This window comes from Kocuria soli, from assembly GCF_003797835.1.
GTDB classification, from domain to species: domain Bacteria; phylum Actinomycetota; class Actinomycetes; order Actinomycetales; family Micrococcaceae; genus Kocuria; species Kocuria soli.
Window position 1 is genome coordinate 1 of sequence record NZ_RKMF01000002.1, and the last position, 23,884, is coordinate 23,884.

The window sequence follows — 23,884 nt, forward strand, 5'->3', positions numbered from 1 at the left end:
CAGGCGGGCACTACCGTGGGACATGAGAACCTCCGGGGTGGAGTGGGCCTTAGACAAGCCACATCCCACTCGGAGGTTCTCCCTCGTTCAACCCGACCCGCTGCTACCAACGTCATGGCCAGGTACAACTAGCGCGGGCAGGAAACTGATGGCGCCGGCCGTGTGGGCCGCCGCGATCTGACCCATGACCCCCACGGGAACCGGCCCGGTGTCCGTCATCACCATCGCGCCGCCCCAGTCGATCGGTGGGCGTCGTGCGCCGGCCACCGCCGATGCCCCCACACCCCAGCCTGCGAACAACCCCATGACGGCGACGGCAGGCGCGCCCGTCATCAGCCCGCAGGCCCCGACAGCGGCCGCGCCCCAGGCTGCCATCAGCAGGCAGGGCACCAGGGTCCGAGCAACATCTGCCTGCATCCGGCCGACCGGGAGCACGGCCTCGGCATCAGGGTTGAGCGCGGACACCCGGGTGCAGGCAGCCACCAGGTCCCCGGCGATCAGGCCCAGGACGAGCAGCGTCAGGGCCACGCTCAGCCCTGTGCTGAGTCCGGGAGTGGCGACCAGGACGACGGCGAGCGAGCAGGTGGCAGACCAGAGAAGCGGTATGCCCGGCAACCGCAGCCACCCCACGGCTTCGGCCCGCGCCAGGGCTGCCCACGGTGCAACGGGGCGGCGGGGGAGCAGCCGAGAGGGCCGAGCGTCCGACCGGGCGTGCGGTGTCATGGACCGGTAGAGATCCTGGACGTCCAGGCTGCGCACGGCCACCCCGGACATGGTGGCTTTGCCCGCGCCCTCGGACAGGGACTGCCATGACAGCGCCGATAGGTGGGCGCTCGCCGTGCGGAGCAGCCACCAGGAAGCCGCCAGCGTGAGCACCGCCGTCGCACCCATCCATAGATCGGGGTTCAAGAAGTGAGTTCCTGACACGGACTTCTCCAGTGTGCCGCCCGCGGTCGCATCCCCGTGCCACAGAACCTGCTGCATCAGACGTATGACGGCAGTTGCGAACACCAGGAAGGCCACGAACGCCGGTACCTTGTGCAGCGCGCCGGCCCACCTTTGGGAAGAACGGTCACGGGTCTGCGACATCACGGAGAGTCCGACCGTAAGGGGCCCCAGTGGTGCAACAAGCGAAGCGGGGACCAGCGCGGCGGCCGGATTTCCGGACACGGCCCACCCCGCCGCTCCGCATGTGCAGGCGGCGAGAAATGACACGAGCGACGCCCGGAAGACAGCACGTCGTAGCGACCGCTCGAGGAACGGCCGGCGGTCGACCGGAAGTTGGAAACCCCAGACAAGATCGGCCTGCGCAGCAGACACGGGCCCCACACCTCGCAGCACCCACACCGCAACCGACCCGATAGTCACGACCAGCAGAACGAAGGTCGGCCAAGGGGACATACCGGTGTCAACGGCAAACGGGGTGGCAAGCATTCGCCACTGGGGATATGCGGAGCCCGAGAAATGCAGAACGCTGCCCACAGCCGCGACAGCCACGATGGCCGAAAAGACCTGCGTGTACACGGTGATGAAACGCTCACCCCACGGAACGGAGACCCGAGCCCCCGCCAGCGCCCGTGCTCGAGCCCAAGGGTCGAAGTCGGTGGTGCCTTCTGTCGAGTCCGGAGCGTCTTTCACCGACCCTGCCCCCGGATGAGTGCAGCAGCCTCCGCGGCGGGCGCGGTGCGGACGTCGTCGTCGATCACCAGGCACCGGTCGGTCACCTGGATGAGTAGGTCGGGGTCATGGGTGACGACGACCGCCGCAGCCCCGGATTGCACGTGTTGTGACAGCCGTTGACCGAGATCCACGGTCATCACCGGGTCCAGGCGCTGTTCCGGTTCGTCCAGCATCACCAGTTCAGACGGTCTCAGGAAGGCGGCGGCCAACAGGAGACGCCGGCGCTGTCCGGAGGACAACGCTTCCGGATAGGCATGCGCCCTGTGCGTCAGCCCGAAGAAATCGAGTTCGCGTTCCACCACCTCGACCGGGCTGGGCATGGAATGCCCGGCAGCCACGAGCTCCAGGTGCTCCTTGGCTGTCAGACCCGGGAACCAGGTGTCGTCGTCGAAAACGGCAGCGACGGCGCGTCTCCAGGCGGCCGAGGCCTCCACGCGTTCTGCGCCCTTGAATCGGACGGTGCCATCCAGCGGGTCCTGCCGGCCGGCAATTGTGCGCAGCACTGTCGACTTGCCCGTCCCGTTCAATCCGACGACGCCCAGTACCTCCCCGGGGTGGAGTGTAAAGGTGACTGTGCCGCACACAGGTTCACCCAGGTACCCGCAGGAAAGGCCCTTGACCTCCAACAGCGGCGAGGTGCGTGACATGAGTTCATCGTAGTGACACCGGAGCCAAGCAACATGAGAAGGGCCCCGCACCATTCGTGCGGGGCGCTTAGACGGAGCCTGCGGCCTCAGCTCGCGTCAGTTGCGGTGGCCCCCTCCGGTGCAACAGGGCCGCATCGGATAGAAGAGCCATCACCGAACGGCCGCCGCTCTCCTCAGTGGCGAAGCAGGGCTGAACCAGAACCAAGCGCTCGGTCTGGCGTCGGTGCGCCGTTCTCCGGTTCCATCGCTCAGCGACATCACCAATCCAGGGCTCGTTCGCAAGCCAGTGATAGTAGGGCTGGCGGGTGAGTTTAAGTACCCCGCATGTCACTGAGATGGGATGGGGGCTTCGACCAGCCCGCAGCTGGTGAGCTCTACCCCATATATGACAGAAGGGTCCCGGAACCATAAAGTTCCACGACCCTTCTGACAATCATGACCTGATTCAGGACATCTGGCGCCCCGGGAGGGAGTCGAACCCCCGACCAAGAGATTAGAAGGCTCCTGCTCTATCCACTGAGCTACCGAGGCTGACCGGGACAGTCTAACGAACCCAGTGCCGGGACCGGTCCGTGGGGTCTCCCGATTCCGGCGTTCCAGTCCACGGGCTTGATCCTCCACAGCCACGACGACGCCGTCGCACACCAGGAACTGTGCTCAAACCCGCCATCCAGGTCACGCACACACCGCGACCGGACGCCACTCTGGAGTCAACCCTCCGGGGAGCCTCCCTGGATCAGGGGAGCACCCGGCCTGCCGCGAGGGCACGGCCCGTCTGATCAGGAGCACTCATGACTGACACGATCACGGTGCGTGGCTTCGTGGCCACGGAACCGAAGCTGCGCCAAACCCCCAACAACGTTCACGTCACCGACTTCCGCTTGGCCTCCAGATCCCGGCGGTTCGACCCGGAGAAGGGCGAGTGGGTGGACACCGGGATGACCAATTGGTACACGGTCAACTGCTATCGCTACATGGCTGACAACGTGGTGGCTTCACTACGCGTCGGTGACCCGGTTCTGATCCAAGGACGCCTCAAGATCAGGGAGTGGAGCAATGAATCGGGGGCCCGCAACCGGAGCGTGGAAATCGAAGCCTCCGCACTGGGGCCCGATCTGGCCATGGGCAGCGCCACGTACACGCGTGCCGGCGCCCGGGGTGCCCCGTCCGAGAGGGAGGCCCCACAGCACTCATTGGATTCGGTCGGGGCCACCGCCCAGGACCCGGACTACGACCCCGCCACGGGTGAGGTTCGAGACGGGAGCCAGGACGCCGACGTGGATCCCATGACCGGGCAACGGGGGAGCACGGGCCCGATGGTGGGCGGGCCGCACCGGGCCGCTGAGGACTCGCATTCTCTGGACCGGGAGTCCGAGATCGAGGTCTCCGTGACCGACCTGGAGGCCACCGGCGTCTGAGGCGGCAGTACGCGGTCAGACGAAACCCCGGTGCCCGGGCGGCGAGGATTGCTCGGGCACCGGGAGCCCCGGGTAGCCTGGTGGTCATGGCGGAATTCATTTACACCATGAACAAGGCCCGCAAAAAAGTGGGCGACAAGGTCATTCTCGACGACGTCACGATGTCGTTCTATCCGGGTGCCAAGATCGGCGTGGTCGGTCCCAACGGTGCCGGTAAGTCCACCATCCTGAAAATCATGGCCGGGCTGGACGAGCCCTCCAACGGTGAGGCGCGTCTGTCCCCGGGGTACTCGGTGGGCATCCTGCTGCAGGAACCGCCGCTGAACGAAGAAAAGACCGTGCTCGGCAACGTCCAGGAAGGCGTTGGCGAGATCAAGGCCAAGCTGGACCGCTTCAACGCCATCTCGGAAGAGATGGCTCAGCCGGATGCAGACTTCGACGCCCTCATGGAAGAGATGGGCGCCTTGCAGACGGACATCGACGCCGCCAACGCGTGGGACCTGGACTCTCAGCTCGAGCAGGCCATGGACGCCCTTCGCTGCCCGCCGGGGGACACCCCCGTGACCAACCTCTCCGGTGGCGAGCGCCGTCGTGTGGCCCTGTGCAAGCTCCTGCTGGAGAAGCCGGACCTGCTGCTGTTGGACGAGCCCACCAACCACCTGGACGCCGAGTCCGTGCTGTGGCTCGAGCAGCACCTGGCTTCCTACCCGGGCGCCGTCCTGGCCGTGACCCACGACCGGTACTTCCTGGACCACGTGGCCGAGTGGATCTGTGAGGTCGACCGCGGCCGCCTCTACCCGTACGAGGGCAACTACTCCACCTATCTGGACACCAAGGCCAAGCGCATGGAGGTCCAGGGCAAGAAGGACGCCAAGCAGGCCAAGCGCCTCCAGGACGAACTCGACTGGGTCCGTTCCAACGCCAAGGGCCGTCAGGCCAAGTCCAAGGCCCGTCTGGCCCGCTACGAGGAAATGGCTGCCGAGGCGGAGAAGACCCGGAAGCTGGACTTCGAAGAGATCCAGATTCCCCCGGGACCGCGCCTGGGCAACCAGGTCATCGAGGCCAAGGACCTGCAGAAGGGCTTCGGCGAGCGCTCGCTGATCAACGGGCTGTCCTTCACCCTGCCGCGTAACGGCATCGTGGGTGTGATCGGTCCGAACGGTGTGGGTAAGTCCACGCTGTTCAAGACCATCGTGGGCATCGAGGACAAGGACGGCGGCGACCTCAAGGTCGGCGACTCCGTCAAGATCTCCTACGTGGACCAGAACCGCGAGAACATCGACTCGGAGAAGTCGCTGTGGGAGGTCGTCTCCGACGGTCTGGACTACATCAACGTCGGCCAGGTCGAAATGCCGTCGCGCGCCTACGTCTCCGCGTTCGGGTTCAAGGGCCCGGACCAGCAGAAGAAGGCCGGCGTGCTCTCCGGTGGTGAGCGCAACCGCTTGAACCTGGCGCTGACCCTCAAGCAGGGCGGCAACCTGCTGCTGCTGGACGAGCCCACGAACGACCTCGACGTCGAAACCCTCGGTTCCCTCGAGAACGCACTGCTGGACTTCCCGGGTTGCGCCGTCGTGATCTCTCACGACCGGTGGTTCCTGGACAGAGTGGCCACCCACATCCTTGCCTGGGAGGGCACGGAGGAGAACCCGGACAACTGGTACTGGTTCGAAGGCAACTTCGAGTCCTACGAGGAGAACAAGGTCGAGCGTCTCGGCCCGGAGGCCGCCCGTCCCAAGCGGGTCACCCACCGCCGCCTGACCCGCGACTGAGGCTCCCCACACCCGCCGAACCCTCGCGAAACTGCCGCATCAACGTCTGATGCGGCAGTTTCGCGAGGGTTCGCGCGGTTTCAGGGGGTCGTGGGGGCCAGACGGCGTGTGATTTCGCCGATGTCCGACGGCGTCGTGCGGCAGCAGCCCCCGATCATCCGGGCACCCAGGCCGACCCATTCCGGCACGTGAGCTGTGAACCGGTCGTGGCTCTCGGCCGTCTGCCAGGTCTTGGACACGGGATCGTAGGTGTCTCCGGAGTTCGGGTAGCACAGCAGCGGTAGATCGGTCAGGGGGCGCATCGCCTGTAGCGCGGGCGCCACCAGTTCGGGAGCCACGCAGTTGATGCCCACCGCCGCCACCACCCCGGGGTGGGCGCTTGCCCAGGCGTCCACCCGGGTCACGGCATCAGTCAGCGGCGTTCCGTCGGCCAACGTGGCGGGGTCGCGCAGCTGGAACGACACCCATGCCTCCGCCTGGGGCAACGCGGCGAGTTCGTCCAGAACGGCCAGCACCTCGTCCACCCGCGGCTGCGTCTCCACCGCGAACGTACGCACCCCGGCGTCGTGCAGCGCGACGATCCGCGGCCGGTGGAACTCTCGGTACTGCTCGACGCTCAGGTCGTAGTTCCCCGTGTACTCGGAGCCGTCGGCCAGATAGGCGCCGTACGGGCCGATACTGCCTGCAGCCAGGGCCTCGGCACCGTGTCCGGACGAGCGGTGGTGCTGTGCGGCGGCCAGGGCCAGTTCACCGCCGCGGCCGATCAGCCGGGTGGCCGCGGCGTCGTCGTACCCGGCGGCGAGGAAACCTGGAACGGTGGCCTGGTAGGTGTTGGTCGTGGCCACGTGCGCCCCGGCGTCGAAGTACGCGGTGTGCACGCGGGTGATCGCGACCGTGTCCGTGTCCAGGGCCAGCGCGCCCCACAGGGCGTTCGAGGTGTCCACGCCAAGGTCCTCGAGTTGCGTCGACAGCGCGCCGTCAAGCACCACCACATGGTTGTCCAACAGGTCACGAAGGGTCATGAACGCCACGCTATCGCGGCCTCCCGGGCACCCCCGTCTTAGGGTCTCCCCATGACAGAAGCCCAGGCCGTACGGGAACCGGAGACCACGCTGCGCCGCAAGATGAGCACACGGCACCTGATGATGATCAGCTTCGGAGGGGTGATCGGGACCGGTCTGTTCCTGAGCTCCGGGTACACCATCAGTCAAGCGGGTCCGTTCGGCACGGTCCTGGCCTACGCGGTCGGGGCGGTGCTGGTGTACCTGGTCATGATGTGTCTGGGAGAGCTGAGCGTGGCCATGCCGGAGACCGGTGCGTTCCAAGTCTACGCCACCCGCTACATCGGCCCGGCCACCGGGTTCACCGTGGCGGTGCTCTAGTGGCTGACCTGGACGATCGCACTGGGCTCCGAGTTCACCGGAGCCGGACTGATCATGCAGCGCTGGTTCCCGGACACGCCCGTCTGGGCCTGGAGTGCGTTCTTCATCGTGCTGATCTTCGTGTTGAACGTGGTGTCCGTCCGTGCCTTCGCCGAGGCAGAGACAGCCCTGTCGAGCATCAAAGTGGCCGCGATCATCGCGTTCATCGTCCTGGGCGTCCTGGGCATCGTGGGCCTCATCCGGATGGACGGTTACGACGGCGCCCCGGGCCTCGGCAATCTCACGGACGGCGGGCTGTTCCCCAACGGGATCGGCGCGGTGTTCGCCACCATGCTCACCGTGACGTTCGCGTTCTCCGGTACGGAGCTGATCGGGGTCACGGCGGGGGAGACCAAGGACCCGTCGCGCACGGTGCCTAAGGCCATTCACGCCACACTGTGGCGGTTGAGCGTGTTCTTCATCGGCTCGGTCGTGGTCATGGCGGCCCTGATCCCGTGGAAGGAGGCCGGGGTGGACGAGAGCCCGTTCGTGACGGTCTTCAGCGCCATGGGGGTGCCGTTCGCAGCGGACATCATGAACGTCGTGATCCTGGCCGCGATCCTCTCGGCTGCGAATTCAGGCCTTTACGCCTCGACCCGCATGCTGTGGTCGCTGGCCAATGAAGGCACGATCCCGCGGGCCTTCACCAAGGTCAACCGGTTCGGCGTGCCGTCCCTGGCGCTCGCGGCCAGCATGATCGGCGGCCTGCTCGCGCTGCTGAGCTCCGTGGTGGCTGCCGAAACCGTCTATCTGGTGCTGGTGTCCATTTCCGGGCTGGCCGTGATGCTCGTGTGGGTGGCCATTGCCTGGTCCCAACTGAATTTCCGACGGCGGTGGATCGCCGCGGGCCACACGGTTCAGGAACTGACCTATCGGGTTCCGGGGTACCCGTTCGTGCCGCTGGCAGCTCTGGTCATGAGCCTGGCCTCCTGCCTGCTGATCGTGTTCGACCCCAATCAGCGCTCCGCGCTCTACTTCACCGTCCCGTTCGTGGCTCTGTGTTACCTGGCCTACGCGCTCATGCGTGGCCTCAGGGGTGGGGGATCCGGCGGCACGGGCCGCAACGGCGACGGCATCACCGGTACCTCCGGTACCTCAGGCGCCACTGATGGCGTCGGAGGTACCGGTGATGCCGAACCTCAGGAATCTGCGTCCGGTTCCGGGGTGTAGAAGGCCAGCCGCCCGGTCTTGCCGGGCAGTTGGATTTCCGGGCCCAGTTCGAAACCGAGTGCCTGCATGCGCCGTAACGCCAGGTGGTTGGAGACATCTGGTTCCACGACCACCCGCCGCGTTCCGGCCGAGAGCACCTGACGTGCCAGCATGACGCTCAGCGCCCCGGTCAGCCCGTGGATCCGCTGCGCGGTGTCGGCCAGGAGCAGGTGCATTCCCAGATCCCCTGGTTCCACCCGGAACATGGCTCCGGCTGCATCACCGTGGGGTTGGTAGGTCTGGAAAATCCCGATCGGCTGTCCGTCCGCTTCGATGATCCACGCGTCATGGGTCGGCGAGAATCGGATGAGGGCGTAAATCGCGCCCACTTCCTCGGCGGACAACTCCGTCATGCCCCAGAACCGCGCGCGCGGCCGGCGGACCCATTCGTGGACGGTCGACAGGTCGGCCACGGGATCCAGCGGACGCAGCGCCACGGGGAGGGTGGTTCCCGGAGGGAGGCTGCCCTGCGGGAGGTGAGCGGCGGCGTCGCCGAGGGGCAACCGGCGGTCCGTGGGGCCGGCCGAACCCGGGGGCACCCACGGGAGCGCCTGATCGACCTCGCCCCGCGCCCAACTGTCCAGCGGCGTGGTTCCCAGACTTCCCCGGTCGACGGGGTCCGGGGTGATCCACAGCGAGGCGGCGGGGTCCGCCAGGTCCCACAGCACCCGAGCCGCCGGTACCCGGACGCATCCGGTGCCCTTCCCGGGTAGCGTCCCCGCGGCCAGCAGGCAGTCGGTGTCCCCGCCGAGGTCCACGGTCGGGAAGGGAGGCAGCGCCGAGTGGGCCCGCCAGGGAGCGAAGCGGTGCGCCCGCCCCCAGGTCACCTCCGGCGCCTCGCGTGCAGCCACGATGCGCGCGGCCACCGAGTCCAGGGCCTCCGCGGCCGCTCGTCGTGGATCCAGACCCACCGAGGTGCCGTGACGAACGATGCTCTCGAGCGCCAGGCCCACCCGCGCGGTCGGGTCCAGGAAGGGGGTCCAGAGCTCCGGCAGACCTGTGGATTCACCTAAGGCACGCAGAGGTTCGCTGTCCGCCAGGACCCGCGCGAACTCGTCCCGCCATGCGGCGAATGTGGCGGCGTCCCGGCTCTCCGCCGCCATCGAACCGTCCCAAGCCAGCAGGCGCTCTCGCAGGGCGCGGGCGGGGTCGGACAGCGGCTCGGAAACCGCCGCGTCGTCGTCCAGCAGATCTCGCAGCAAGGGCGGCCAGTGGGGGAGCAGGGTGTCCAGCTGGGCGGCCAAGAGGTCGTCGTGGCCGATCCGTCCCGGGCCGTCCTCGGACTGGTGGTCCAGGGCAGCGGTCAACAGCTCACGGGCGCGGTCGGCACGGTGCGGCGGTGCGCAACCCAGACGTGCGGCGGACTGCGCGGGATCCGCGGGGCGTTGATTCGCCCGGATCGTCAGCTCCGCCACGGCGGTCGGCGGTTCGGGTGCGCCCGCGTGTTGCCCCGCGACCAGGTGCACACACGACCCGTTCGAGTCCGCCGCCACCACGTCGTTGACCGGGAGCACCCATCCGGCCAGGGCCTCGACCACGTCGTCTGTGGTCATGGCGGACAGCAAGGTGCGGGTGGCGGTCATCGCGCCCGCGGGCGCGCGGTCCTGGGCCGGCTTCACCACGGTGAGCTCCATCCGCTGACCCTCGGGCAGGTCACGGACACGCTCCTCGAACGAACCGTCACCGGGAAGCACCGCGGCACCGTCCAGTGTTCGGATCCACCGCTCGTCCGAAGACCCGTTGGCACCGGCCACGGTCACCCGTCGCTGCGTGAGCGGCGTCCCCGTGGTCACCTCGATCAACTCCGCACTGCGGCGTTCGACGACGACGGTGCGCACGGTTTCCGTCGTCGTCATCGAGGCCGTGATGGCCCACGCCGCTCCCTCAGTGCGACCGAAATGGGGGACTCCGGGCAACCCGACCAGCGCCAGCCCCCGGATACGCAAGCCCGGCGCGGAGAAGCACACGGGCTGGTACGGGCCGGACTCCTCGATGACCCGGTGCGGGTCGGCGGCGATCATCGGAGCACCCGAGGCCGACAGGTGCTCCGGAACCAACCACGCATTGGAGGCGGCCGAACGCGGCGACTCGGCGTCGAGCACGCGGTTCCAGTCCTCCCCGAGGACCTCGTGGACCCGACGCCGCCACAGCTGTTCGGGAAGGCTTCCCGCCAGCGCGTGGATTTCCAGGTGCGCGGCCACCGGGGTCCAGGGCTCCCACGGCGCGGGCACGTTGTCCTGCACCCCCAGGTCGGTGACGGGCTGAGACGATCGCCACGCGTTCTCCGCAAAGCGGTTGACGCCCCGGGCATAGGCGGCCAAAAATTCCTGGTCCTGGGGCGCGGCGGCGTTCCACCACCGTCGTGCGGTCTCCGCGACGCCGAGAGACAGGGAGAGATGATCTCCATCGGAATGCTCAGCGCCCAGAAGGTATGCCGATCGCCCCTCCGCCCGGCGTCGGAGGACCTCGAGGTCCCAGATCCGGTCGACCGCGGTCACGGCTCCGTGACCCTCGGCCAGGCACTCGACGGTGTCCGCCTGTACGTGCGGCACACCGGCGGGGTCGCGGAAGACCCGCCACCCCGGCCCTTCGAGCTCCGGCGGGATCACCGCGCCACCGCCAGGTCTTCGGCATCACGGGGATCGGCACCGCTCCGGTTCCGGTACGTGGCCAGGGGGTTGTCCAGGCGGCCCGCCCGGATGAGCGAACCGGCGGGGTCAGCCAGGTCGACCATCGCCTGGGGATCCCGCAGCTGCAGTCGATTCAGGCAGGAATGGGCGAAGTCCGGCCGGAACAGGTCCAGCTCCTCCCATAACTCCGGGAAGCGCTCGCGGTGCTCGTCCAGGACCCGCGCGGCCAGGGACCAGAACTCGGTCTCCGCCAGCAGGCCGTGCGCGTCCAACAGGGCGGCGAGGTGGCGCAGGACCCCGTCCAGCACGTCCGTGTGGATCGCCAGCTCGCGTTCCTCCGGGTCCACGACCGACCGGAGGCGCTCCAGCCCTTGCGGCAGTTCCTGATCGTCCAGGACCACGACCTCTTCACCCAGGTCCTTCCAGAACGCCCCCACCGGAAAGCCGTCGCGCAACCGCAGGATCACGTTCTCACCGTGGGGCATCAGCGCGGTGCCGCGCGAGAGCAGTAGGTGCGCCACCGGCGCCAGGTACACGCGGAGCAGAGCCTCCACCCACTGCTGCGCAGACGCCCCGGAACGTTCGATCCACGCGCCGATCAGGGGATGACCCTCACGGTCGACGTGCAGCACCCCGGCCAGGCTGGCCGCGTGTTCGTCGGGAGCCAGCATCCCGACGGGGGATTCCCGCCACAGGCCGGCGAGCTGCTTGGTGTGATCGGAGGTGACCCCGCTGCGGTGGTGGGCATCGCCGGTGTAGCCCACGGAGGAGCGCTCCCGCAGGACCGTGATTCCGGATTCAGTGAGGAACGGATCCTGGTCCACGATCCGGCGCAGCCAGTCACTGATCGCGGGCATGGCGCGCATGTAGGCCGGAGACAACCCGCGCAGGAAACCCATGCTGTGCACTCCCAGCGCGGTCTTGGCGTAGTCCCGGCTGGTGTCCGTGACGTCCAGAAAGGTTCGCACCGATTGCTGAGCCCGCCACCCGTGCACACTGGGTCCCACCAGGATCAGGTCGTGGCGCAGCACGTCCGGCAGCATCCCCGGGAGCAAACGGTGTTCCCACTGCCACGGGTGCACCGGGATCGGCGTGTACTGCGCCGGGTCTTCACCCACGGTCCGCACCGCGGCCTCGAACCGGCTGCGTTCCTCCGGCAGCAGGTGCAGACCCAGGTGGGTCTCCTCGTCCATGTCGGCGCTCACCGCCACCGTGCACAGACTCCGGCGGGCGGCCAGCCACAGGATGCTCGTGGGCTGCTCCGCCTCCGGTGCCCAGGTCTCCTGCTGAACGGCGCCCATGCCGACGCGGCCCGAACTGGCCACGAACCCGGGGTGCCCGGCGTCCAGGTGCCGTTCGACCTCCTCGAGGGGACTGCGGGCCAGGTCCGCGGAGGTCGGCGCAGCATGCGCACGACGACGAACGGCGGTCAGCAACGTGGCGGAAAGGTCCTCCAGGTAGAGCGGCAGAACCCGGTCCGTCAGACCCAGCGTCTCCCTCAGATCCAGAACGGCCTGTTGCGGATCCAGCGCCCGGTCGGAATCCTGCTCAGCACCGTCCTCCATGAGCCGGCGGATGGAGGCGGGGTCAACGCGCCAGTGCTCCAACGGGTGCACCGTGGCCCGGAAGCTCCACCGGGGATGGCCGCCGTCGTCGTCGATCACCCAGCCGTCCCGGAAGGGCCGGGGACGCAGGATCCGTTCGTGGGTGAACTCCGCGAACATCTTGGCCAGCATGGCTCGTTGGAGGTGATCCACGGTGTGCGGGTCCAGGTCGGGGGCGGGGGTCAGGGGCAGAGTCATGCGGTGGCCTCCACGGTGTTCAGAGTGTTCGGGGCGTCAATGTGGTCCTCGCTGCCCGCAGTGTCCAGGGACAGACGGGAGGGGTCGCGGTGGTTCGCACGGTCCAGGAAGGACAGGCACGCGGTCTTGTCCGGCAGGTCGACCTCACCCTGCTCCAGGAAACCGGCCCAGCGGTTGATGCGCCGGATCGCGTGGTTGGCCGCGTCGGGTTCGACCACCACGCGCTGGACCGCCGGGTCCGCCAGGAGCAGGTCGAGGGCCGCGGCCATGGCCGCCCTGCTGGTCCCCGGCACGGGAGCCTCCGCGGGGGCCAGGAACAGGTGGAGCCCGACGTCGCCGTCGCGCACGGGATAGGCCGCGGCCAGCGGAGAACACGCGGGATCGTAGGTTTCCACCAGACCGATCGGTCGCCCGGACTCCTCGAGGAGCCAGGCGCGCTCGGACGGCTCCTGCTGCATCCGTTCGTACTCGGCAGCCACCCTCCGCTCGTCGGCACCGACCAGTCCCCAGGCCTGCGCCCGGGGCGCCGAGAGCCATTCGTGCAGCAACGGCGCGTCGACGTCGACGTTCACGGGGCGCAACGTGAACTGACGCTGCGAAATCGTCACCGCATGAACGGTGGACTCCGGGCAGGTCAACACCTTCAGACCGGCGGTCTGGGGGAGCCGCCCGAAACTCTGGAACGTGGTGCGGGACTCGGTCAGGTACGGCTCTGCACCCGTGACGTGCGCCAGGATGTGGGCGTTGCGCAGCGGCCCCATCCCCAGGTCGGGTGCGACGAGCGCGTGCGTGTGTTCACCGTGGTTCAGGACGTGAACCGTCCCCTCCGCGTTGGCGCGGTGCAGCCGGTCCGGACTCAGCCTGCCCTGGGCATCGGTGAACAGTTCTCCGCGGATGCGGTCGAGCCACGGCACCGGTGTCGGTTCGTACCCGGAACCGGCGACGACGGCGTCCGTGAGGGTCTGGCGCTCGCGGTGGTTCTCCGCGAGGGTCCAACCCAGCAGAAGCCGCCCGTCGTGGCGCCCCACGGACTCCAACGCCGTGGCCGCCAGGAGGCGGACGGGGGCTCGGCCGCCCGTGTTGCGGCGAACGTAGAGCGCCTCGTGCAGTCGGTTGATCGTGTCGTCGGAGATGCCCCGGTGCAGCTGGGGCTGATCGGCGTTGATGCGGTCGCGCTGGTCCTCCGGTAGGTCCCGGAAATGATCGAGGTACTCGGGCGAGGTCAGTTCCAGACTGAGCTTGGAGTACTCCATGGGGTAGAACCGCGGGGACCGGGTGATCCAGTCCACGGCGGGCCCGTCGGTCGCCTCCAAGAGGTCCACGACCACTTCGGCCGCGGACTGCCCCGAACCCAGAACCGTCACGTGGTCCCTGGACACCAGATCCTCCCGGCGGTGCAGGTAGTCCGCGGTGTGGATGGCATCCGCCCCGGCATCCTGCAGCATGCCCGGGAGGGTCGGTCGGGTGCCGGTGCCCACCACCAGGTGGCGGGTCCACCAGACCTGCTCGGTCTGTGCCGGGTCCGTGCTCACGGTGCGGACCGCCCAAGGGCCCTCAGGATCGGGCCGCGTGACGTCCACGACCTCCTGGTTCCAGTGGAGCCCACGGACCTCGGAGCTCGCCCACCGGCAGTAGTCGTTGTACTCGCGCCGCAACGGGTAGAACGACTCCCGGACGTAGAACGGGTAGAGCCGTTGCGTCTGCTTGAGCCAGGACAGGTAGCTGAAGCGGGAGGTGGGGTCCGCCATGGTGACCAGGTCCGCCAGGAAGGGGACCTGCAGGGTCGCGTCCTCGAAGAGCAGCCCGGGGTGCCAATTGAACTCGGGGGCCTTGTCCAGGAAGGCCACGCGCAGGTCTTCCAGGGGATCGGCCAGACAGGCCAGTCCCAGTCCGAAGGGCCCGATCCCCACGCAGAGCAGGTCCAGCGGGTCCTCGGTGGTGCCCCGGTCGGTGTCGACGCCGGGCTTGTTCGTGGTCAGTGCGTTCGCCGACTTCACGCGATCACCCCCGCGGAGGTGATGACGGACGAGTCGGCCGCGGCGCCGTTCACGTCTGCCGGGGCGCCGGCACCGGAGACGGTCAGGCCAGCCTCGTGGATCTGGTCCAGGAGGACCCGCAGGTCCTCGGCCGTGGCTGCCGGGTTGAGCAACGTGAACTTGAGGCACGGGCGCCCGTCGATCTCGGTCTCCGCCACGGTGGACTGCCCGGAGTCCCAGATCCGACGACGAATCGCCCTCGTCCACCGGTCCGCCTCGCCCCCGTCGGGCGGGGACCACCGGAAGAGCACCGTGCTGATGGACGGCGTGCAGATGAGTTCGAAGCGGGGATCCTCCCCGATGAGGTCGGCGACCTCCGCCGCGAGGTCCACGACCGTGTCGAGCATGTCGCCGATCCGGTCCGCGCCGACCGAGCGCAGCGTCAGCCACACCTTGAGGGCGTCGAAACGCCGCGTGGTCTGCAGGGACCGATCGATCTGGTTGGGCTCGGGGGTGTCAGCCGGATTCAGGTAGGCCGCGTGATGCGTGCAGTGTCGCAACGTCCGCGGGTCGCGCACGATCACCGCGGAGCAGCTGACCGGTTGGAACCAGGTCTTGTGGAAGTCCACGGTCACCGAATCCGCCATCTCGATCCCGATCAACCGGTGGCGATGCCGGTGAGAAGTCAGCAGCCCGCCGCCGTACGCCGCGTCCACGTGCAACCAGACCCCGTGCTCCTGGCAGGCGAAGGCCACGGAACTCAAGGGGTCGATGGCACCGCGGTCCGTGGTTCCCGCGGTCGCCACCACGGCCATCGGCGTCAGGTCCTGGCGCTCTATCTCGCACAGGGCGGCGCGCAGGTCACGCGGGCGCATCCGTCCGTCCTCGTCGACGGGGACGATCACCACGGCGTCGTCGTCCAGGCCCAGGATCCGGGCCGCGGTGACCACGGAGAAGTGGCTCTCGGCGCTGGCCAGGATCCGGAGCCGTGCCGCGCGGACCGGGCGGGGCTCGGCGCCGGGGGAGCCGGCGCTGCGTTCCAATGCCTCGTCCCGGGCCAGAAGCAGAGCTTGCAGCGTGGAGGTGGTGCCACCCGGGGTGAACATGCCGTCCGCACCCTCCGGGAAGCCGATCTGTCGACCGGTCCAAGCCAGCAGTTGCCGTTCGATCAGGGTCGCGGCCGTGGACTGGTCCCACGTGTCCACGGAGGTGTTCACCGTTGCCGCAAGCGCCTCGGCGGCGACGGCGGGCACGGCCACCGGGCAGTTGAGGTGGGCAGCGGTGCGCGGCAGATGGAACCACACGGCGTGGCTCAGCCACAGGTTGTCGACCTCGTCCAGGGCCGCCTCGAAGTCCCCGAGCGGATGGTCCAGACTCACGGATTCGATCGACCGGCGCAGGTCGTCGTAAGTGGCCGTCGAATGCGAGTCCGTGGCTTCCGCCAGCCGGGCAGCACCGGTGGCCGTGGCGGCCGACACCGCAGCCATCAACTCCGGCACGGTGGTACTGCTCAGCAGGGGGTCTGCGGGGTGTGCGGTCATGCGATGAGCACCTTCCAGTTCGTTCCGTCTCCGGGAGACACGCGAAATTAGCGCATGGCAATCTGCGCTAATAAGGGTTAGGTTGGCCTAACAATACAGATGATGTCCACCACGTCCAGCCCAGACAGGAATTTTTGATCCGATTCGCAAGGTCGCTTTGACCTGCCCCGTCGGTTCCGTCGTGGTGCCTTGCACAGGCGAGACGTGGGTCCTGACGGTGCGGCGCTCCTCCGCGCGGCGCCGTCGGGATGGCCGACATCGAGCCAAGAACCGAACTAAAGCCGGACCAAAAACCGAGCCAAAGCTGAGGAGCTCACGTGGTACCCGAGTGGGAGAGACTTGCCGTACGCGCGCTGGGATCGAAGGAGACCCATCTCACCGTCCGCGCCCGCCACCGGGTGGGTCCCAACTACCTGCGCCTGCAGGTAGACGACGGCGGGTTGCTGGCCCGCAGCGCCCCGTACCCCACCATGTGGTTGCGCCTGTGGTTCGACGACGCCGGACAGACCCACCAGCGCGCGTTCACCGTGGTGGAACCGGACCCGAGCAGCGGGACGTTCAGCCTCGAATTCGCCTTGCACGACGGCGCGGCGGCCGACTGGGCCAGGCAGTGTCAGCCGGGTGAACGCATCAGGGCCTCCCTGTTGGGAAGCAAGCCGCCGTGGGAACAGAAGAAGTCACGCCGCAGGTCCGGGAGCACCTCGCCCGCGGGTCTGGATGCCGACTTCACGGGCCGAACGGTCCTGATCGGCGACCCGGCGGCACTTCCCGCGGTCAACGCGATCCTCGAGGCCGTGCCGCAGACTCCCGTCGAGGTCTGGCTCGAACACCGCACCCCCGAGGACCGGGAACTGCCCGTTTCGGCCGGCGAGTTCCACACGGTCCACTGGGTCCACCGGTCCGGTGAGCACGACGGCATCGCCGCCCAGCTGCTCGACCACTGGGAACAGAATCCGCCCGGGACCGGAGACCGGTACTGGATCGCAGTGGAGGCCGCCGACACCCGGCAGCTGAACACCGCTCTGCACACGCGGTACTCAGTGCCCCGCGACCACATCTGCGCGACGGCCTACTGGAGGGCGGCATGAGCACCACGGACACCCCGCTCGACCGCGCGACCCGGTCCGGTGACCAGGGGAACGGCGCCATTCACGTTTCCGCTTCCCGGTCCACGGGCACGACGACGCAGTTGTGGACGCTGCTCTGGGCGCTCTACACCACTCAGTTCATCGGCGCGTCCTTCCTGCAGACCGGGCTCACGGGCATTCTGCGATCGGGCGGGGCGGAACTCTCCACGCTCTCGGCGTTGCAACTGCTGGGCCTGGCCTGGCCGCTGAAATTCCTGTGGGCACCAGTGCTGGACCGGTGGTCTCCACGTTCCCGCTCCGGACACCACCGGGCGTGGGTCATCCTGCTGCAGAGCCTCATGATCCTCAGCCTCCTGGCCCTGGCCCTGGTCGGGGATCCCGTCCGTGGGCTCTGGACGATCATCGTCCTGGCAGGCGCCTTCGTGCTCTTCTCCGCGACACAGGACGTGGCCGCCGATGCGCTGTCCGTCCGAGGTCTGTCCGTGACCCAGCACGATCGCGGCGCGGGTGTGCAAGTGGGAGCGAGCTACATCGGCACCGTGATCGGTGGCGGTCTCGCGCTCCTCGTGTACGACCTCTGGGGATGGCGTGCTGCGGTCCTCCTGCTGGTGCTGTGCACGGCGGCCGCCATGTTGCCCGTCCTGCGCTACCGGGAACCCGCGCGGGAGGACTCGGCGGCCCCCGGCCCCGGTCTGCGCAGCATGTTCGGCGTTCTGGGCGTGCCCGGTGCCCGCATCTGGGCGCTGGTGGCCGTGCCGCTGGTGTCCTTCGGGTCGGCCGCGGTCTGGTCCCTGGTGACTCCCGCGCTGGTGGACCTGGGATGGTCCCTTGCTCGGATCGGTCTGGTGACCTCCGTGGTTGCCTCCGTTCCGGCTCTGGCGGCAGCGGTGCTGGGCGGCTCCCTGTGCCGCCGCTGGGGCCGCGCCCCGACCATGGTCCTGGGCGCCGCCACGCAGTTGCTGGGTGGGCTGGCTCTGCTGGGCGTGATCTCGGGCGCATTGCCCATCGACAGCGGGGTCGGGGCCACGTCGGCCGTGGCCGGAACCTGCCTGGTCCTGGCCGGATACACCGTGACGACAACGGGTATTTATGCCGTGAACCTCAACCTGGCGCGGCCGCACCACGCCGGGGCGGACTTCACCTTGCTGACCTCCATCAGCATGCTCGCCGGCACGGTGGGGGCGTGGGCGGGACTGTTCATCGCCGCGATGGCCGGTTACTCCGTGGCCGCCGTCGTTGCCCTGGCGGTGGCCGTGGCGGGCATCCTGGTGTGCCGCAGCCACCAACGACGGTGGGCGCAGTAAGGACACCCCGGGGCGGGTGCGGTCAGCTTCCCGAGCGGAACTCCGGGAGACGGACCATGCCCTCCTGCATGGTGGTGGCCACCAGGTTTCCGTCGCGGTCGAACATCCGCCCTTCGCCCAACGCTCTTGCCCCGGAAGCCGACGGGGAGGCCTGGACGTACAGCAGCCACTCGTCGGCGCGCGCCGGGCGGTGCCACCACATGGCGTGGTCCAAGGACGCGATGGTCATGCCCTCCTCGATCCAGCTCTTCCCGTGGCGTCGTAGTGCCGGTTCCAACATGACGTAGTCGGACACGTACGCCAGGGCCGCCTGGTGGATGCGCGGGTCATCGGGCAGTTGACGGTGCGTGCGCACCCACACGGCGTTGAACGGTTCCTCCCGGTCGTCCGGCTTCAGATAGATCGCCGGGGTGATGTAGCGGATGTCGAAAGGTCGCTCCTTGGCGATGGCCCTGGCCTGGGGAAGGTCGATGTGCCCCAGGAGCTCTTGCGCGGTCGGCAGGCTCTCCGGGTCCGGCATGCCCTTGGGGCAGGTGTCCTGGTGCTCCAGTCCCTCGGAAGCGGTCTGGAAGGAGAAGATGCCGGAGAGGATCGGGGCGCCGAACTGGTAGGCGTGGACGCGCCGGGTGGAGAAGGAACGCCCGTCGCGCATGCGCTCCACGCCGAAGGTGATGGGTTCGTGGATGTCTCCGGCCCGCAGGAAGTAGCCGTGCATCGAATGGATCTGCCGGTCCTCCTCGACCGTCCGCATGGCCGCCGTGACCGCCTGGGCCATGACCTGACCTCCGTACACGGAGCCCCTGGGGGAGGAGATCGTCTGGCCCACGAAGATGTCTTCCAGGGTCCGGACCCCGCCGCCGTCGCTGAGATCCAACATGTCCAGAAGTGCCTGGGTGGGATCGCTTTCCAGTTGCGGATTCGGCTGCGAGTTCATGACCCCTACTTTACGGGGCGCGGGGCCGCCATCCGCACCGGTCACCCGCACCGCGGCCGGGAATGTCGGGGCAGCCGGGTCGAGTGGTGTGGTTGCATGGTGGGCATGACTTCCCTGGCGGTTCCCATTCAGATGCGGTTCGCGGACATCGACTCCTACGGCCACGTCAACAACGTGACCCAGCTCCAGTACCTGGAGGACGCTCGGGTGCGTCTGAGCGCCACCCGCGCCCAAGGCATCGGGGGCGTGCCCGACGGCGTGAGCTTCGGTGACCTGTCCGGTACGCGGCTCAAGGTCGTGGGTCGGCAGGAGGTCGAATACCTGGCGCAACTGCACTACCGCTTGGACCCGGTCACGGTGGAGGTCTGGGTCTCCCACATCGGTGCCACGTCCTACGTGCTGAACTACCGGCTGTGCGATCGCCCGCAGGAAGAATCCGGGAACGATCCAACTGTGTACGCGATCGGCCAGTCCACGACCGTCCAGATCGGACGTGAGTCAGGACGCCCGGAGCGGCTCAACGAACAGCAGCGCGCGTTCCTGGAGCACTACAGCGGTGACCCTGTCACCTTCGGCCGACGCCCGGCGGGAGACTGACATGGCTCGCCTCTACGAACTCGTGGACACCTCGTCCCTGGAGGACGTCCGGACGTACCTGACGCGCGCCCGCGCCGTCGACGCAGACGGAGCCGTACGGTTCCAGGGCGTGGGCGGAGCGCTCGGGATCTGGACCTGCGTGCTCTCCCGTGCCGGTCTGCTGGATTCCACGCCAATCGTGCTGGGGCTGCGCACGGCCGGTCTGGCCGAGCCCTCCACCTTGGACGCCGTCGTGGGTCTGGGTCCCGTCCTGGACCGGATGCCGCGATCCCAGGGGGCGGGGGATTCAGCCCTCCGGCTGCCGCCGTACGACGAACAGGCCGCGTGGGCCGGCATCTCGCCGTCGCTGTCCGGATGGGAGGCGGTGGGGGAGATCCCCGCACAGCGTCTGGTGGAGACCGCCAAGGCGGGCACGGAGGAGGTGGCCCGCACCGTCCCCACGGACTCCGGTCGGGAGATGGTGCAACGGGTGCGTTCGGCCGTGTGGAGCCGCACCTCGGACTGGGGGCACATGGGCGATTCCGGCGAAACGCCGACCGTTCCCGACGGCGCCGCCTTCGCGGCCTGGTCACTGGGCTTCCTGCGCTCCGACGACGACTCGCAGGTTCCCGTGGCGGTCAACGGCTCCTGGACACGGCTGTCCTGCCCCGGCGGCTTCGTGCTGACCCGCACCTGAGACCGCCGAGACCTCCGAAAAGGCCCTGTTCGAGGACAGCAGCGGGCCTTTTCGGAGGTCTCGACGGCGCGGTCGGTGCCGCTCAGTCGGCGGCGTTGACGAGTGAGTGGGCGGCCCGTTCCAGGTAGTCCCACAGGATCCCCTCGTGCAGAGGCGACAGATCCAGGGTGTCCACGGCTGCGCGCATGTGCTTGAGCCACATGTCACGCGCCCGGGAGTCGATCCGGAACGGAATGTGGCGCATCCGCAGCCGCGGGTGCCCACGTTCCTCGGAATACGTGGTCGGCCCGCCCCAGTACTGTTCCAGGAACATCCGGAGTCGGCGTTCGGCGGGTGCCAGGTCCTGTTCCGGGTACATCGCGCGGAACTCTGGATCGGCCGCAACACCCCTGTAGAACTCGTGCACCAGCTTCTTGAAGGTCGCGTGACCACCGATCTGGTCGTAGAACGACGCCGATTCACCGTTCGAGGTGGCCTCCGCCCGATTGTCTCCCACTTGTCGCATGGGTCGACGCATGGCGGACAGCGGTCGACCGACCGGGATTATCCGGGCATCGGGCGGTGCTGCCGCCTCGGGGTTCTCGGGGGTGCCCTGCGGGTCCGTCACGCGTTGCTCCTTGCTGCTGCGGCGCGGGAGTCCACTTCCTGGGCCGCGACGGCCCGGGCCACGCGGTCCCGTCCTTCCAGGATCAAGCGGCGGAGGCCGTTGAGGTCGGAGGGCAACTGATCCAGGAACGCGTCAGCGGCGTCGACCGTGGACTGCACGGGCGTGCGCGGGAACAGCCCGACGGCGATCTGCTCGGCGATCTCGTGTGAACGCTGCCGGTAGATGTCCGTGACGACCTCGAAGAACTTGTCCACGTAGGGCGCCAACAGCGCAGGATCCGTGGCCTGGCGGAAACCGGCGATCGCGGCCTGCTGCTGCGAGTTCGGCATGGAGCCTTCCTCGACCACGGCCTTCCACACCGCGGCCTTGGCCTCGGGCGTGGGAATGGCAGCCCGTGCGTGTGCCGCGGCGATGGCACCGTGCTCGGTGTTGTCCCGTTCCAGGGCGGCGTCCACGGCGGCGACGTCGGCGCGCCCACCGGCCGCCAGCGAGATGAGCAGCGCCCAGCGCAGATCGGTGTCGATCTCCAGCCCGTCGAGGAGCAACTCGCCGGAGTCCAGACCGTCCACCCGGTCCAGTTGCTCGGCGGTTCGGGCCCGGCGCGCAAAGGCGCGGACGAACTGGAGTTGGCTGTCGGAACCGGGCTCGGCGGAGGTGGCCAGGGTCCACAGACGCTCGGCAGCGTCGACGGCGATCGTGTCGCGGTCTCCGGGCGCCACGTAGTTGTCCAGCACGGTGTCGAGCTGGCTCAACTGGACCTGCACCGTGGTCGAGTCCGACTCGAACCCGATGTTGTTCAACACGGTGCGGACGTAGTCCCGGGCAGGCGACACGGCGTCGTGCACACCGTCCCAGGCTGCTTGCCAGACCAGGGCGCGCGGCAAGGACTCCTCGAAGTCCTTGAGGTGTTCGGTTGCGGTGTCCTGGGAGTACTCGTCCAAACGGATCTTGGCGTAGGCCAGGTCGTCGTCGTTGACCAGGACCAGATCCGGGGCCTCCAACCCGACCAGGTCGGGGACCTCGGTGAGGGCACCGTCGACGTCGATCTCCACGCGGTGGTTGCGGACCAGGTGACCGGAGGTCTCGTCGATGTCGTAGAAACCGATGGCAAGACGGTGCGGGCGAAGGATCGGGTACTCCTCGGTTGCGGTCTGCTCGATGGCGAACGAGGTGATGAGGTTGTCATCGTCGCGCTCGCAACGGGGGCTGAGCGTGTTGACCCCGGCGGTCTCCAACCATCTCTCGGTCCAGTCCGCGAGGTCCCGGCCGGAGGCTGTCTCGAGTTCGGTCATGAGGTCCTTGAGTTCAGCGTTCGCCCACCCGTGCTTGTCGAAGTAGGTGCGCAGGCCCGCCATGAACTGATCCTGGCCCACCCAGGCGACCAGTTGCTTGAGCACGGACGCGCCCTTGGCGTAGGTGATACCGTCGAAATTGACCAGCACGTCTTCCAGGTCCGTGATGTCGGCTTTGATCGGGTGCGTGGTGGGCAACTGGTCCTGTTCGAACCCCCATGACTTCTCGGAGGCGGCAAACGTCGTCCAGGCGTTGTCGTACTTGGTGGCCTGAGCGCTTGCCAGCGTCGAGGCGTACTCCGCGAAGGACTCGTTGAGCCACAGGTCGTTCCACCACCGCATGGTCACCAGGTTGCCGAACCACATGTGCGCCAACTCGTGCAGAACCGTGATGACGCGGCGCTCCACACGCGCCCGGGTGGGCCGGGACCGGAAGACGTAAGCCTCCACGAAGGTCACGCAGCCCGCGTTCTCCATCGCGCCCGCGTTGAACTGCGGGACGAACAGCTGGTCGTACTTGTCGAACGGGTACGGCGTGGCGAACTGGGATTCGTAGAACTCGAAGCCTTGCTTGGTGATCTCGAAGATCTCCTCGGCATCCAGGTGCTCCATGAGCGACTTCCGGGCGAAGACCCCCAGCGGAATCACCCTCCCGTCCGAGGAGGTCAACTCGTCGCGCACGACGTCGTACGGCCCGGCCACCAGGGCCGTGATGTACGGGGGCAGCAGCGGCGTCGGACCAAAGGCCCAGGTGGCCTTGCCCTCACCCGCGCGGGTGGGTTCCGGCGTGGGCTGGTTGGAGACCACCTGCCAGTGCTCGGGGGCGGTCACCGTGAACGTGAAACGGGACTTGAGATCGGGCTGTTCGAAGACCGGGAACATCCGACGGGTGTCGGCCACCTCGAACTGTGAGTAGAGGTAAACCTCCTGGTCCACGGGGTCCACGAAGCGGTGCAGGCCCTCACCGGTGTTCGTGTAGTACATGTCGGCGTCCACCACCAGAACATTGTCCTGTTCCAGGTGGGGGAGCTGGATCCGCAGACCGTCGGCCACTTCCGTGGGGTCCAGGTCGTGTCCGTTGAGCGTGATCGAACGGACGTCGGCGGTGAAGGCGTCGATGAACGTCGATTCGCCCGGCCGGGCCGTGAACTTCACGGTCGTCGTCGTCTGAAAGGTTGAATCCCCTGTGGTGAGGTCCAGGACGACGTCGTAGGAATCGACGGAAACCAAGGCTGCTCGATCGGCCGCCTCGACGCGGGTGAGGTTCTTTCCGGGCACAGTGGTGCGGTCCTT

General features: G+C 68.2%; 16 protein-coding genes, 1 tRNA gene and 1 pseudogene. 7 read left to right on the forward strand and 11 right to left on the reverse strand.

Going from position 1 to position 23,884, the window contains the following annotated elements; all coding sequences use genetic code 11:
- Window positions 1–87: 87 nt before the first annotated feature.
- The 3 genes from EDL96_RS01555 to EDL96_RS01565 form a co-directional block, all read right to left on the reverse strand.
- Entirely contained in the window at window positions 88–1,434 is a 1,347-nt protein-coding gene (locus EDL96_RS01555) for a DUF6297 family protein (protein WP_325049527.1), read from the reverse strand.
- Window positions 1,435–1,634: 200 nt separating this feature from the next.
- A complete protein-coding gene (locus EDL96_RS01560; protein WP_123823754.1) occupies window positions 1,635–2,327 on the reverse strand; it encodes an ABC transporter ATP-binding protein in 693 nt (230 codons plus the stop codon).
- A gap of 455 nt (window positions 2,328–2,782) precedes the next feature.
- A tRNA-Arg gene (locus tag EDL96_RS01565) sits at window positions 2,783–2,858 on the reverse strand.
- A 260-nt stretch (window positions 2,859–3,118) separates the two neighbouring features.
- On the opposite strand from EDL96_RS01565, the gene EDL96_RS01570 reads away from it, so the two are divergent.
- On the forward strand, window positions 3,119–3,745 hold the full coding sequence (locus tag EDL96_RS01570) for a single-stranded DNA-binding protein (protein WP_123823757.1): 627 nt from the start codon (window positions 3,119–3,121) through the stop codon (window positions 3,743–3,745).
- Window positions 3,746–3,831: 86 nt separating this feature from the next.
- Window positions 3,832–5,514: an energy-dependent translational throttle protein EttA gene (gene ettA, locus EDL96_RS01575; RefSeq protein WP_123823760.1), complete on the forward strand. Its 1,683-nt coding sequence runs from the start codon at window positions 3,832–3,834 to the stop codon at window positions 5,512–5,514.
- A gap of 80 nt (window positions 5,515–5,594) precedes the next feature.
- Here ettA and mmuM read toward each other — a convergent pair whose 3' ends face one another.
- Window positions 5,595–6,536 carry a homocysteine S-methyltransferase gene (mmuM, locus tag EDL96_RS01580; protein WP_123823763.1) on the reverse strand — a complete coding sequence of 314 codons (942 nt, stop codon included), beginning with the start codon at window positions 6,534–6,536 and terminating at the stop codon, window positions 5,595–5,597.
- A gap of 123 nt (window positions 6,537–6,659) precedes the next feature.
- Between mmuM and EDL96_RS01585 the strand changes: the two are divergent.
- Window positions 6,660–8,105, forward strand: a pseudogene (locus EDL96_RS01585) (amino acid permease).
- Here EDL96_RS01585 and EDL96_RS01590 read toward each other — a convergent pair.
- Genes EDL96_RS01590 through EDL96_RS01605 form a run of 4 tightly spaced genes read right to left on the reverse strand, consistent with a single transcriptional unit; the run spans window position 8,075 to window position 16,093 of the window.
- A complete protein-coding gene (locus EDL96_RS01590; protein ID WP_233568604.1) occupies window positions 8,075–10,753 on the reverse strand; it encodes a GNAT family N-acetyltransferase in 2,679 nt (892 codons plus the stop codon). The pseudogene EDL96_RS01585 and the gene EDL96_RS01590 sit on opposite strands and share 31 nt — an antisense overlap.
- Window positions 10,750–12,576 carry an IucA/IucC family protein gene (locus EDL96_RS01595; protein WP_123823765.1) on the reverse strand — a complete coding sequence of 609 codons (1,827 nt, stop codon included), beginning with the start codon at window positions 12,574–12,576 and terminating at the stop codon, window positions 10,750–10,752. The genes EDL96_RS01590 and EDL96_RS01595 overlap by 4 nt, the downstream gene beginning before the upstream one ends.
- The gene (locus EDL96_RS01600) at window positions 12,573–14,573 is read right to left on the reverse strand and encodes a GNAT family N-acetyltransferase (protein ID WP_123823768.1); all 2,001 of its coding nucleotides are present in this window, start codon (window positions 14,571–14,573) and stop codon (window positions 12,573–12,575) included. Before EDL96_RS01600 ends, EDL96_RS01595 begins: the two co-directional genes overlap by 4 nt.
- Window positions 14,570–16,093 (reverse strand): pyridoxal phosphate-dependent decarboxylase family protein, encoded by a 1,524-nt coding sequence (locus EDL96_RS01605; protein ID WP_123823771.1) that lies wholly within the window; start codon window positions 16,091–16,093, stop codon window positions 14,570–14,572. The genes EDL96_RS01600 and EDL96_RS01605 overlap by 4 nt, the downstream gene beginning before the upstream one ends.
- 317 nt (window positions 16,094–16,410) lie before the next feature.
- On the opposite strand from EDL96_RS01605, the gene EDL96_RS01610 reads away from it, so the two are divergent.
- Window positions 16,411–17,181, forward strand: coding sequence for a siderophore-interacting protein (locus tag EDL96_RS01610; protein WP_123823774.1), 771 nt, complete (start codon window positions 16,411–16,413; stop codon window positions 17,179–17,181).
- Complete coding sequence (locus EDL96_RS01615; RefSeq protein ID WP_123823777.1) at window positions 17,178–18,485, forward strand: MFS transporter; 1,308 nt, start codon at window positions 17,178–17,180, stop codon at window positions 18,483–18,485. Before EDL96_RS01610 ends, EDL96_RS01615 begins: the two co-directional genes overlap by 4 nt.
- A gap of 22 nt (window positions 18,486–18,507) precedes the next feature.
- Here the strand turns inward: EDL96_RS01615 and EDL96_RS01620 are convergent, their stop codons facing one another.
- Complete coding sequence (locus EDL96_RS01620) at window positions 18,508–19,419, reverse strand: acyl-CoA thioesterase (protein ID WP_199732510.1); 912 nt, start codon at window positions 19,417–19,419, stop codon at window positions 18,508–18,510.
- A 105-nt stretch (window positions 19,420–19,524) separates the two neighbouring features.
- Between EDL96_RS01620 and EDL96_RS01625 the strand changes: the two genes are divergently transcribed.
- Together EDL96_RS01625 and EDL96_RS01630 are read left to right on the forward strand one after the other, a co-directional pair.
- Window positions 19,525–20,016 carry an acyl-CoA thioesterase gene (locus tag EDL96_RS01625; RefSeq protein WP_123823780.1) on the forward strand — a complete coding sequence of 164 codons (492 nt, stop codon included), beginning with the start codon at window positions 19,525–19,527 and terminating at the stop codon, window positions 20,014–20,016.
- Between the two features lies 1 nt (window position 20,017).
- On the forward strand, window positions 20,018–20,692 hold the full coding sequence (locus EDL96_RS01630; protein ID WP_123823783.1) for a hypothetical protein: 675 nt from the start codon (window positions 20,018–20,020) through the stop codon (window positions 20,690–20,692).
- Window positions 20,693–20,774: 82 nt separating this feature from the next.
- Here the strand turns inward: EDL96_RS01630 and EDL96_RS01635 are convergent, their stop codons facing one another.
- Both EDL96_RS01635 and pepN read right to left on the reverse strand, forming a co-directional pair.
- Window positions 20,775–21,197, reverse strand: coding sequence for a globin (locus EDL96_RS01635; protein WP_123824261.1), 423 nt, complete (start codon window positions 21,195–21,197; stop codon window positions 20,775–20,777).
- 98 nt (window positions 21,198–21,295) lie between these two features.
- The gene (gene pepN, locus EDL96_RS01640; RefSeq protein WP_123823786.1) at window positions 21,296–23,869 is read right to left on the reverse strand and encodes an aminopeptidase N; all 2,574 of its coding nucleotides are present in this window, start codon (window positions 23,867–23,869) and stop codon (window positions 21,296–21,298) included.
- Between the last annotated feature and the right edge of the window lie 15 nt (window positions 23,870–23,884).